The organism is Bdellovibrio sp. KM01 (genome assembly GCF_013752535.1).
In the GTDB taxonomy this organism is placed as follows: domain Bacteria; phylum Bdellovibrionota; class Bdellovibrionia; order Bdellovibrionales; family Bdellovibrionaceae; genus Bdellovibrio.
Genome location: NZ_CP058348.1, coordinates 1694499 through 1707144, shown reverse-complemented (window position 1 = coordinate 1707144; position 12646 = coordinate 1694499). Strand labels below are relative to the sequence as shown.

10 protein-coding genes are annotated in these 12646 nt (G+C 45.4%); 6 read left to right on the top strand and 4 right to left on the bottom strand.

The genetic code is table 11. The features are described from left to right. Positions 1 to 28: 28 nt before the first annotated feature. The gene (locus HW988_RS08335) at positions 29 to 958 is read right to left on the bottom strand and encodes a cation diffusion facilitator family transporter (protein WP_181607150.1); all 930 of its coding nucleotides are present in this window, start codon (positions 956 to 958) and stop codon (positions 29 to 31) included. 57 nt (positions 959 to 1015) lie between these two features. Between HW988_RS08335 and HW988_RS08330 the strand changes: the two genes are divergently transcribed. Then, positions 1016 to 1933 carry a heme A synthase gene (locus HW988_RS08330; RefSeq protein ID WP_255490277.1) on the top strand — a complete coding sequence of 306 codons (918 nt, stop codon included), beginning with the start codon at positions 1016 to 1018 and terminating at the stop codon, positions 1931 to 1933. Positions 1934 to 1937: 4 nt separating this feature from the next. Here the strand turns inward: HW988_RS08330 and HW988_RS08325 are convergent, their stop codons facing one another. Beyond that, positions 1938 to 2555: an LON peptidase substrate-binding domain-containing protein gene (locus tag HW988_RS08325; RefSeq protein ID WP_181607148.1), complete on the bottom strand. Its 618-nt coding sequence runs from the start codon at positions 2553 to 2555 to the stop codon at positions 1938 to 1940. A 56-nt stretch (positions 2556 to 2611) separates the two neighbouring features. On the opposite strand from HW988_RS08325, the gene HW988_RS08320 reads away from it, so the two are divergent. After that, on the top strand, positions 2612 to 3022 hold the full coding sequence (locus HW988_RS08320) for a thiol-disulfide oxidoreductase DCC family protein (RefSeq protein WP_181607147.1): 411 nt from the start codon (positions 2612 to 2614) through the stop codon (positions 3020 to 3022). On the opposite strand, the gene HW988_RS08315 is transcribed toward HW988_RS08320, so the two are convergent. Continuing rightward, entirely contained in the window at positions 3007 to 3420 is a 414-nt protein-coding gene (locus HW988_RS08315) for a (deoxy)nucleoside triphosphate pyrophosphohydrolase (protein WP_181607145.1), read from the bottom strand. The genes HW988_RS08320 and HW988_RS08315 overlap by 16 nt on opposite strands. 83 nt (positions 3421 to 3503) lie before the next feature. On the opposite strand from HW988_RS08315, the gene HW988_RS08310 reads away from it, so the two are divergent. From HW988_RS08310 to HW988_RS08300, 3 genes are all read left to right on the top strand, one after another. Further along, a complete protein-coding gene (locus HW988_RS08310) occupies positions 3504 to 5111 on the top strand; it encodes a Na/Pi cotransporter family protein (RefSeq protein ID WP_181607143.1) in 1608 nt (535 codons plus the stop codon). Then, positions 5111 to 5449, top strand: a complete 339-nt coding sequence (locus HW988_RS08305) for a DMT family protein (protein ID WP_181607141.1) — start codon at positions 5111 to 5113, stop codon at positions 5447 to 5449. Before HW988_RS08310 ends, HW988_RS08305 begins: the two co-directional genes overlap by 1 nt. Positions 5450 to 5515: 66 nt before the next feature. Next, positions 5516 to 7111: a hypothetical protein gene (locus HW988_RS08300; protein ID WP_181607140.1), complete on the top strand. Its 1596-nt coding sequence runs from the start codon at positions 5516 to 5518 to the stop codon at positions 7109 to 7111. Here the strand turns inward: HW988_RS08300 and HW988_RS08295 are convergent. Continuing rightward, a complete protein-coding gene (locus HW988_RS08295) occupies positions 7108 to 9270 on the bottom strand; it encodes a cation-translocating P-type ATPase (protein WP_181607138.1) in 2163 nt (720 codons plus the stop codon). The genes HW988_RS08300 and HW988_RS08295 overlap by 4 nt on opposite strands. Before the next feature lie 162 nt (positions 9271 to 9432). Between HW988_RS08295 and HW988_RS08290 the strand changes: the two genes are divergently transcribed. Then, on the top strand, positions 9433 to 12609 hold the full coding sequence (locus tag HW988_RS08290; protein WP_181607135.1) for a DUF3857 domain-containing protein: 3177 nt from the start codon (positions 9433 to 9435) through the stop codon (positions 12607 to 12609). The last annotated feature ends 37 nt before the right edge of the window (positions 12610 to 12646 follow it).

Below are 12646 nucleotides of genomic sequence, written 5' to 3'. Positions count from 1 at the left end.
CCGAATACAATGAGAACAATGTTTCAGCTTAGGCGTGATGAGGATCGACGCAGGAAACGCCCATAAGTTCTGTTTCAATAGTCGCTTCTATGATCCCAAATTCTTTAACTTGTTTTTTAATCTGGTGTTTCACAGCTTCCATATCCGCCGGGGTTGCATCCCCTTTTAGAACTATATGAGCGGTAAAAACGTGATTCTCGCCATCTAAAGACCAAAGATGCGCGTGATGAACATCCACGACAAGCGGGTTCTTTTTGATGTTCTCAGAAACAGATTCAACAGAGGCCCCCGTTGGAGAAGCCATCAGAAAAACCTTCATCGCTTCACGCAGGTTTTTAAAGACGTTAAATAAAATCCACAGCGACAATGCGACGGCAAGCCCCGCATCCACCTGAGGAACATCCCAAAACTTCATCACCAATGCGCCGATCAAAACCAAAACCCAACCCAAAACGTCTTCGATCATGTGCCACATTAGCATGCGTTCATTCAAGGAAGTGCCTTTGGAAACTCGCAGTGCTGCAAAACCATTGATTGCCACACCGAACACCGCAAGAATCAACATCCCATCAGCATGGACTTGCTGCGGGTTTAAAAGACGAGGAACTGCTTCAATCAAGATAAAAACGGAGCCAATGATCAACACCATGCCCGTAATAACAGCGCCTAAGACAGAAAAACGGCGGTAACCATAGGAAAATTTCTGATCACTGGTTTTGTGAGAAACTTTCTCCATCACAATAGCAATAATCATCGCTAGCGCATCCCCAAAATCATGAAGAGCATCACTCATGATCGCAACGGAGTTCGTCAAATAGCCACCCACCAACTCCACCAGGGCAAACCCCAGGTTGAGGATAAATGCAAAGCGCATACGCCCAATGGCAGCTCCATGGCTGTGATGGTGATGATGGCCTGAGCTATGACTGTGGTGATGATGGTGATGTTGATTACTCATGCGGTCTATTAGAGCCGTTTATTGACCGAGTTTCAAGCCCATGATAGCCCTTTGCCCATGATGACACGAACTCAATACAAGAAACTTGCATTTGGGCTTTTGATTTACACGATCCTGGTGATTTTGTGGGGCGCTTGGGTGCGTATCTCTCACTCTGGCGACGGGTGTGGCGACACTTGGCCACTTTGCCACGGCCAGCTGATTCCTGAAGCCCAGCGCGGAAAAACCTGGGTGGAGTACGGTCATCGCCTGATGTCGGGTATTTATGGTTTTGTCGTGATTTACTTTTTCTGGATGGCGCGAAAACTTTATCCCATCGGTCACTTTGCACGTAAAGCCGCTGTAGCAACACTGATTTTCATGATCACAGAAGCGCTCTTGGGAGCCAAACTGGTCCTTTTTAAACTGGTGACAACAAACGATACACCGTATCGTGCCTTCGTGATGGCTTTGCATCAGGTGAATTCATTTATGTTAACCGGAGCTGTGGCTTTGGCTTATGCAGCGGCCGCTTTGAATGACACAACACCGACTCCCCTTGCAAACTACAAAAAGTACAAACTGCTTCCGTGGATTATCGTAGTTCTTGGGACGACGGGTGCTTGGGCGGCCCTTTCAAATTCCCTGTTCCCGACTGATAATATCATGGAAGGCTTGCTAGCAGATTTATCTTCAGACTCTCACTATCTGATTCGCCTGCGCGGACTTCACCCGGTTCTTGCGGTTCTGGGGGCTGGAAGCCTTGCTTTGTTTTTCTGGCTTAAAGCGCAGACCACGGAAAACGTCTTGCTTCAGAAGAAATCTGTGCAAATGAGTGTGATTTTAATTGTGCAAATTCTGTTTGGCTTCAGCACGCTCTTTTTACACGCGCCTACCTGGATGAAGATCACGCACCTTTGCTTGGCTCAAGTGATTTGGGTAGTTTTACTGCAATGGGTTTTCTTTACGCGTAATCCTGCGAAATCCGCGAGTTAAGTCCTCAAGTTGTCAGTTCATTTGATTCAGTCAGACGGTGGAGAAAATCCACCTTCTCGTTAATGTCGTTATACTCGAGCACCATCTGCTGCAAATCATAATCGCGCACCATGTAAGAGGCAAACGCTCCCACAACTTCTTCCGGGCGATTTAAATTTCGTAAAAACATGTCCCGCTGAGCAGGATCTGGGATGTGCGTATGAATCCAACGAATAAGCACTTTATTAAGCGCGTGCAAGCGCACCAGGTGCTGTGGATCAACGATCGTTTGCTCCGGGATGATTTCAGACTGACAAACGATATAAGGCGTTTTGTAATCCACAGTATGTTTTAAACGTAACTTGCCTTGGCCCTGCAAAAAGACCAGAAGAGTTCCATTCACTCGTTCTTCGATAATCTGGGCATAACCGTAGCCAGCGATTTCACGGACAAAAGGCACTGGCTCACCCGGAGGAACCGGAGCAACTTTGGACGGGTCCTCGATATAACCCATCGCAATGGGCATATTATTGGCCACGGCGTTTTTCACCATGGTCAGATATCGAGGTTCAAAAATATTCAGGGGTTTGGTCGTATGCGGAAACAACGTCACATTGACCAAAGGAAACAAAAATACTTCCATTCGTGAGGCCCCCACAGCTTGTTTAAGTAGTATAATGATTGTAGCCTGGGATTGCTATGGAAAAGGTAGATGTTAAAATGAGAAATGTGGTGTTTTTCGACGGCGTCTGCCATCTTTGTAATGGCTTCGTGGACGCTGTCATTACTCGCGATCCACAGCATCGTTTTTTGTTCGCTCCACTCCAAGGTTCAACGGCGGAGGCGCTTCTTCCCGCTCAAGATCGTGAAAACCTGGATACAGTGATCTACTATGAGTCAGGTAAGATCTATCACCGATCTGCAGCGGTTCTTAAAATTCTTTCGGGTTTGGGTGGAGTCTATGGTCTGTCTCGACTTGGGTGGATCTTCCCTGGATTTATCCGAGACAATCTCTATAAACTTGTCGCAAAAAATCGTTATTCGTGGTTTGGGAAAAGAGACTTTTGCCGCCTTCCCACTCCAAATGAAAGAACTTATCTTTTACCTTGAAGCATTTCCACAAAAGGCCGATCCGCTGCCGAAAGCTCATCTTTGATGATTTCCTCAGCCTTTAACCACTTTAAGTCGTCATGCTCTGTTAACGTAATTTCCGCAGTTCTGGTCAAAGCTTCGTAAACTCTGAGGCGAATAGTTTTTGACGGGTAAGCAAAATCCTTTTCACCAATAAGCGTGCCTACCGTGATAGCAATACCAAGTTCTTCATCTATTTCCCGGCGAAGAGCTTGTTCGGGAGACTCCGACAGCTCAACTTTCCCCCCGGGGAACTCCCAAAATCCCGCACCGCTCTGGTCAGGGCCTCGACGCACCAGCAAAATGCGCTTATCCGGGTCATTTTCTTTACGAATGACTGCGGCTACTACCAAAACAGGCTTTTTCAGATCCGACATCGAAAACTCCTTCGAGGAAGACTCAGCATAAATCAGAATTGCTGCTTCCTAAAACTAAAAAAATGCTGCTAAGATGATTCTTTATGATTGATACACAGAATTCCTTCTTTATTTTACTTGTCAGCGGTGTAGCACTCTTCCTATACGGAATGTCCATAACCAGCTCGTCACTTGAAAAGTTGATGGCCGGAAAGATCACAAGTCTTTTAAATCACCTTTCTCAAAGCAAACTTTTGGCAATCTTGACGGGAGTGGGCTTAACCACTTTGATGCAAAGCTCAGGAGCGGCAACGTCCATGCTTGTGGGGTTGGGTTCAGCGCGCGTGATTAATTTGCGCCAAGTGATGGGCGTTATCATTGGTACCGCAATTGGTACCACTTTGACGGTGCAGTTGATCTCTTTTGATCTGACTCAGTATGCACTTCCCGTTTTTGCGATTTCTTTTGCTTTTTATTTTAAAGCCAAAAAAACAGTTTTTAAAAATCTGGCACTGGCGTGCATGGGTTTTGGATTACTGTTTCTAGGTCTTAAGCTGGTCTCCACGGCCTCTCATCACTTTGCAGAAAATCCGATGCTAACGGAGTTCTTCCAAAGTGTTCGCGACAATCCGGGATACTCTTTGATGATTTCCATCGTGTTCTGCGCCTTTGTGCAAAGCTCTGCGATCACGATCGGTCTGGCGATGAGCTTGGCGGCAGTGAAAGCGATCACTTTTTATGATGCCATGATCTGGGTTTACGGAGCTAATATCGGAACGACGTCCGTTGCATTGATTTCCGCAGCGGGCGGCAACTACATCGGGCGTCAGGTCGCATGGGCCCATTTCTTTTACAAAACCATCAGTGTCGTGATCTTTTACCCCTTTACGCAGCTCTTTATTGATTTCTTAATGACCTTTGATACGACAGTGGCGCGCTCTATCGCGAATGCCCATTTGATTTTCAATATTATTTCAGCGATCCTCTTTTATCCGTTCATCGATAAAGGGGCTCAGTGGATTGAGAAAATGTTCCCGAAAGCCGCCTCTGAGGAATTTGGTACTGAGTTCGTAAACATGAACAACTACCAGAGTTCTGCTCTGGCGGTGTCTTATGCGAACCGCGAAATCATGCGCACGGCCGACATCGTGATCGGCATGATCAAGGATTCGATCAAGCTATTTGAAACCAATGATCCCAAAGTTTTTGATTCGATCAAGGATCGCGACAACAAGGTCGACTTCCTTTACCGCGAAACCAAAATGTTCTTATTGGATCACGCCAATAAATCCAGCACCGTGGTTCATCAAAACATCATGAACATGATCATGTTCCTGAGCGATGCGGAACGTGCGGCAGATGCCATTGACATCAACATTCTGGCCTTGGCTATCAAGAAGAACGCCCTAAAGCTTGAATTTTCGGGCGAGGGTTGGGCGGAAATTCGCGAAATGCACGAACAAGTTGTGAAGGTTGCTGCGATGGCGGTCAACGCTTACCAAAACCGTGATCTTTGCGAGGAAGCCATTCAGCTAAAACGTGATTTGGCGAAACTTGAAATTTCTTTGCGTGAAAATCACATCAGCCGCTTGAATCGCGGCCTGAATACTTCAATCAATACCAGCTCGATCCATTTGGATTTATTGAGTGAGTATCGTCGCATCGCAAGTCTTCTGTGCAATCACGCCTACAATCAAAGGACGCATAAGTAATGCTTCAGTACGTGAGTCCCGTTGTTCTACTATTGATTTCAAATATCTTTATGACCTTTGCTTGGTATGGGCATTTGAAAAGCCTTAAGAGCTCAGCCCTTTGGATTGCCATCGCAATCAGCTGGGGTATTGCACTGTTTGAATATATCTTCCAGGTTCCGGCTAACAGATTGGGTTCCCAAGTTTATACTTTGCCACAACTAAAGATCATCCAAGAGGTTATTACGATGGTGGTCTTTGCGGGATTTTCTTATTGGTATATGGGCCAACCACTTAAGATGGATTATCTCTATGCGGGACTTTGCCTTGTTGGAGCGGTGTACTTCCTGTTTCGCTAAGCTCTCATTTCGAGACTAAAATCCAGCCATCTAGTTTTTAGTCCCATTTCAAGATACAATAGTACTATGAAGTTTATCCTGATACTCGAAGATGATGAGAGAACAAGTCAGGATCTATATGACAGCCTTAAAAGTATAGATCCTCAGCTTCATATTCGCTTCTTCAAGGATCTTGCAAGCTTTCATGAATTCCTGAAAATCGCCGTCCACGAAGGCGCTAAAGCCTTGGCCCATGCCGGCAGTAAACACCCCTCAGACCTTTCCGATTTAACAGAGCCTTCTATTGCCGATGAGCTTCGTCTGGTCATTGCAAAAGATGAATTCCTAGGCACAAAAAATTTGGGCCTTGTTCGACGCGCCCGTGATTTTTTCATTCGTAAAAAAATGTGTTCTGAACAAGAACCCACCGCATTGATTTTGACGGCTTTTGAAAGTCCTACTTTTGATATCAAGCTTGCGGAAGATCGCATTATCAATAACGTACTCTATAAGCCCTTTGATAAATTAATCATCAAAGAGCATCTGCAATACGCTTTGACGGGTCACCACCCTGTAACAAGCTCGACACTAACCGCTGCGAAGATATCAGCCACTATTGAAATGCTTAAAGATATACAGCTGCAGTCATTGTCTGAGATTGGTTTTACAAGCTTGAACAATCACGAAATTAAAATCGGTGCGATCACCAAGTACTATAGCGAGTCCTTTTCTTCTGATAACAAGAAAAGCTTGCTCGCCGTTTGTGTCGCTTGCAAAGAAATCTCTATCAAAGAGTATCTGTGCACATTCCAATTCGTCGCTGCTGATCCGGCACAAATCGCCAAGATCCGCCGGGACATTTTACAAAATAAAAGTCACCAAACCTTGGATTTACAAACTCCCCTGGGGAACTTAAAAACTCGCATTATTCTTTTGAATGATGACGAGCCCCTGGATATCGAGTTTAAAACCATGCTAAATCAGCGTTTTCAAAATGTGGAAGTCTTTAGCTATAAAAGCCAGGGACAGCTTCTTTCAGACCTGCAGGATTTGGACAGCAAAGAGCGCCAAAATCCTCCCATCAATCCTGATTTGATAATTATCAACTATCACATGCTGGATATCGAGAAAGAGAAAACCTGGAACGCGCTGGTTGAGAAAATGAAAGAACGCGCGAAAAAACATAGCACTGAGTGGAAAGAAACTCCCCCGTTGATTATTATTTCTCGTACTAAAATTACACCGCCAGAAGTGGCTGATATGAGTCGCTGGTGTAAGGACATTTACTTCACGCCGCTTGATAAAATGTATATCGCAAAGAAACTTATCACGAACTTTGCGATCACCACCGTGGAACCAACAACACTTCCGTATGTTAAAGCCGTGTTTGATGCGAAAGTGGCGAATCCCGTTGAAATCACGCAAATCTCTGAAGCTGGTGTGGTAATGAAATATCACCGGGCAATCAGCACTGGCGCTTTCCGCGAATTCATCCTATGGCGCATGGAAGAACATCAAAATCCTGAGATCATTGCGACGGTCAATTACTCTGAAGAGAACAAAACCGATGAAGGTTATTTAAATCATTTCGTCTTTTTTGGAATGAAGGACGCCTACCTTAAACACATTCGCCTGTGGTTGGTGGACGCCTATATTAAATCCAAAGAAAAAGACTCTGCTTAAACTTTTGTTTTCTTAAGCAATAGAGAATTGCTGACGACAGAAACTGAGCTCATTGCCATCGCGGCGCCTGCGATTACTGGATTTAACATTCCCAATGCGGCGAGCGGAATACCCAGCGTATTATAAATAAACGCAAAGAATAGATTCTGCCGAATCTTTTTTAAAGTGCCTTGCGACAGCTTCACGGCGTGAACAATGGACATCAAATCGTTATTCATCAAAGTAACATCCGAGGTTTCAATGGCAATATCCGTTCCTGACGACATAGAAAAACTTACGTCTGCCATCGCCAATGCCGGGGCATCATTGATTCCATCACCCACCATAGCGACCACGTGTTTTTTGCGCTTCAGGGATACGATGACATTGGCTTTGTCGGATGGTTTTACACCATACCTGAACTCGGTGATACCAACCTGCCTTGCGATTTCTTTTGCAGTTCCTTCGTTATCCCCGGTTAACATTATCACAGTGATACCCAGGTCTTTTAACGCGGCAATAGCCTGCTTCGAGGTTTCACGGACTTTATCGGCTACGGCGATAAATCCTAACACGTTCGTCTCGCTTGCCAGAACCATCACTGTTTGTCCTTTGCCTTCGGCTTCTATCATTTCCGGCGAAATCCCCTGACCGTTCAAGACCCAATGAGGACGCCCCAGACGATACTTTACCCCACCAATCAAACCTTCGACGCCAAGACCGGTCACAGATTCGAAGTCTTTCACCTCATACAATCCGAAGCCCTTATGTTGCGCTTCAGAGATAATCGCATGAGCTAATGGATGCGAGGAGCCTCGCTCGAGACTCGCCGCGAGCTTTAAAACTTCTTCGGAGGTGTGCGCCGTTACAACGGGATGTCCTTCAGTGATGGTTCCGGTTTTATCTAAAACCACGAAATCAATTTTCTCCGCTTGCTCCAAAGCTTTCGCATCTTTGAATAAGACCCCTAAAGGAGCAGCCTTCCCGATTCCCACCACCACCGCCGTGGGTGTTGCCAACCCTAATGCACACGGACAAGCAATGACCAGAACTGATACCGATGAGATAAATGCCGCCTGCAAATCACCCACAATCAACCAAGTTGCAAAGAAAGTTACAATGCTGATTGCAACCACGACGGGCACAAACACTCCTGATATTTTATCTGCGAGCCGTTGAATGGGGGCCTTGGATCCTTGAGCTGCTGAAACGATTTTAATAATTTGTTCGAGCTGTGTTTTAGAACCCACACTCGTAGCTCGAACCTGTAAAACTCCATCTTGATTTAGAGTGGCCGCGAAAACATGATCCTGAATCCTTTTTTCCACGGGCATGCTTTCACCGGTCAACATAGATTCATCGACGGTTGATGAACCCTGGACGACCACACCATCTACAGGAATAGATTCCGCGTTTTTAATCAGGACTACATCTCCAACTAAAACATGCTCAATAGACGTTGCGACCCACTCAACGCCCTTTTTGACCATCGCTGACTTTGGCTGCAGACGAATCAAGCTTTCTACAGCCTCAGAAGTTTTTCCTTTCGCGCGGGACTCCATCAATTTTCCTAAAAGAATCAGAGTGATTACAGCAGTACTTGCTTCGAAATACACATGCTGCTGGTGCCAATTTAAAACAGTCACGACGGCGCTTAACAAATAGGCCATCGTGGTGCCCAATGCGACCAGGACATCCATATTGGCACTTTTATTTTTTAAGGCAAAATAGGATCCCCGGTAAAAGCGCCAACCAATCCAGAATTGTACGGGTGTCGCGAGGATCAATTGTAACTGCCGAGGAACAAACTCATGATGACCAGAAAACATCATTGCCATTTCAAGCAAAAATGGAGCTGTTAAGACCGCTGAAACGGTAAAATGAATCAGATCACGACGATATTCTGCAGCGGCTTCATTTTTAAAAGCCTGAATATCTGTTGGCGAATTCATTTGAAATGCTTGATAACCAACATTTTGGACCGCTTTAATCAAATCCTCTGGATCCACAGATCTTGAATGCTCAATATGTGCTTTTTCAGTCGCAAAATTCACCGTGGCCACGGCTCCAGGAATGGCATTGAGGGTCTTCTCAATTTTTGCAGCACAGTTTACGCAAGACATTCCCACCAATTGAAGATCCGTCACTGAATTTGAATGTTCTGATTGCTGCGATTTCATAAAATCTCCCTGCCGTAGTATTAGGGCACAAGGTCGAGCTTTGTGACAGATTCCTATACAAAAAACAGAAAATTCAGCGAATCAAATTGGGAATGGTAGGTCCAGGAACAATATAAACAGATAACTAATTAAGTTGGGCCTTTAAAATCCGAAAAAGATACTATGAAAACACGACTGATTTCACTAACATCGCTAGCTTTCTTGTCTATGTCATTTTCTGCCCATGCTGACTGGATGCAAGAACAAGAAATGCCCTTCACCATCGTGAACAGCTCTCATGAAGCCATCATCGACAAAAATGGTTTTGCCGAATCCACTTTGGAATCGGAAATGAAAGTGATGAATGAAAAAGGTCGTAACGAGTTGGTTTTACAAACCATTCCCTTTGCTCCGGATGCAGCCACCGTCACCTTTGTCAAAGGCTCGACTTTCACAGATGGTATTGAGTCACCGGTAAACCCTAAAGATGTCACAACAAGAAGTGCCAAGGGCCCCCAACAAGGTATCAACCACCTTCGCGAAATGGTCATTCCATTTAACAACATCAAGATCGGCTCCATCACTAAATACACGGTTAAAATAAAAACCAAAAAGAACCTGGTAAAAGGACTTTTTCAGCAAACCTATGTTATGGGTGTGCACGCTCCGGAATGGGCTGGCCGTGCAAAAATCAAGTCCTTGCTGCCCCTGTACGTTAACATCAATGACCCTTGGAAAGTTTTGGAAACCAAGGAAAGTAAAGAAGGCGAATACTACGTTTTCGAATTTAAACAAGTAAAGCCTTTGTTTAAAGTTCCTGAAGAAGCTTTGGCAATCCTTCGTAAAGACCAAATCTCTCGGGTCGACGTCAGCACGATGAATAACTGGGCGGAGTTTATCACTCCCGTTTCTCAAAAATGGGAAAAGATCCTGGCTGTAAAAACATTGCCGGCTCCTTTCACTCGCATTGTTAATAAAGCCAAAAAGGCCGCGACCACGACAGAGAAAATCGATATCGTGACGTCAGAACTTGCCAACGTCATGACTTATTCTGGCAACTGGACAAGTCTTGAGAAAATGTACATCGCGCAACCGTTAAAAGATATTGCCCGCACTAAAACCGGAGACTGCAAAGACTTCTCTTTAGCGACGACGGCAATGTTAAGAGCTCTGGGTTTGGATGCGAAGGTGGCTCTGGTTAAACGCTCTGGCCTGGAAGAATTGTCTCGTTTAAAACCAGAACTATCGGCTCCGGAGCTGGTTAATCCTTCTCTTTTCAATCATGCGATCGTAAAAGTTAAAGATGGAGACAACATACTTTGGGTGGATCCGACCAATATGGTGAGTAACTCCGGCTACGTGTTTGCAGATATCGCGGGTTCACATGCAATTGAAGTCAGCGACCAGGCCAAAGCTTTGGAATACCTGCCGTATCCAAAATCCGGCGAGTCCCTGCTGACTTTTGATAAAACAATCAAAATCAACCAAGACAATACCTCCGACACGACAACAAAATTTGAAGCGACGGGCGAGTACGCAAAATACATGATCGAAGCTTCCTTAGCAAAAAGCGAAGATGCAGGTAAGAAAACCATCATGACTTACTTGCGCTCGAACCCTGAAAACTCCAAAGGTATGTACGAAGGGGTTAACTTCAGGAACCGCATCGTCAACAAAATCTCTGGGACCCAGAAGACCATTGGTGAAGAACTCACCACTTGGCATGATCAAAAGCTTTATCTGGACACCGGATTCCCGCAGACAGTTTTATATACCATGGCGCTTATGGGTTACCGCGTGACAGATGCGAACCTTATCGCACGTTACTCGGAAAAAACTATCACTCACGTCAAAGGATTCGATTTTGTTGGCTATCAAGAAGGTTGTTCGATTTTCACCCCGTGGTACACGATTTCCCGCGACTTTATCAAAGAAGATGGTGGATTCAAAATCGTCGATGATATTGCCTTCAATGAAGTGCGCATCTCTGCCAAGGATTTAAATTCAGACAAATTCCAATATATGACGGGAGATATCCCTGAGTGCTTTAAGGGCCGTCAGGTTTTGATCAACCCCATTGCGCCTGCAGCAACTCTGCAAAGCCGTCTGGACGACTACACAATCGTGAAGGCCAATGAAAAACTCGACATCGGTGGACCAAAATCAATTCAAGGCGCCCACGATGCGTATCACATCGCCAACCAAATTTTAGACAGAGATCCTGAAAACAAAGACGCTTTGCTGGTGAAGGCTCGCGCCTTAAGACGCATCAACTACATCCATAACGGTGTGGATAGAAAAGAATACCTGGACCTGGCGTCACAAATTGTGGAAAAGCTGAATAGTGCCTACCCGAATGATCCAAAAATTCTGCAACAGAAAACGTGGATTCTTTTGTCTCGTGACGACAAATCCAGTCTTTCGAATACTTTCAATCAGACTTACAAGGCCTCTCAAAAAGACTTTGATTTATATTTCCTGGGCGGAAAGGTTCTGGAAGAACTAAATCAAAATCAGGCGGCAATTGGCTCTTACAATAAAGCGCTAGAGATTGCCCACAACAATGCTGACAAAGCCCGTGCGGGCGCGGCCTTGGGTGAGTTGTTAATTCAACAAGGTAAAGTCGAAAATGGGATCGCATTTTATAAATACGCGATCAAGGCAGACCCGGGTAATTCTTGGCTTGCCGGTAACTTCACGGCCTATATCCAACAACTCGGCCGATGGGATGATGCCATTTCCGTGGGCGAAGAAGTTGTAAAAACAAATCCATACGGCATGGCGAAGAAATCTTTAGCCGACGCCTATGCCGGCAAAGGTACAAATATCCGCACGCAAGCGGCTAAGAATCCCCTGGATCAAGCGAAGTCTTTAGATACGGCTGAACAACTTTTTGCCAAGGGTCTGTCTCACTCCCCTGACAATGAAAAATGTCTGAAGGGATTGGCAGAGGTATATTTTGCCAGAGCCATGATCGATTTCAATCCAATGACGGCGCAAAAGTCTTTACGGTATATTGATAAAGCTATTGCCGGAAAAAAAATCAGCTCAGAGGCTTTCATCCCGATGAAAAACACTTTGAACATGATTATCGCTGGCACACTGCGCTCGATGCCAAAAGATAAGGCCGCAGCTTTAGCAAGTCAGGTGACTTCTTCGACACCGCCTCACTTGGTTCAAACCGAGCCACCTAAGCCGCCATCCCCATCTCCGACAGTTGCCATTGTTCCGAACAAAACTCCAGCCAGCGTAACAGCACCCGCGCCAATGGTTCCGACCGCAGAAGCTCCAAAGTCAACTCCGGCAGTCACAGCTCCCGCGGTACCTCAAACACCTGCAGCTGCAAGTCCGGAAAAATAGAAATTCTTTGTCACAAAACCAGCTCCTGATTCCTAAT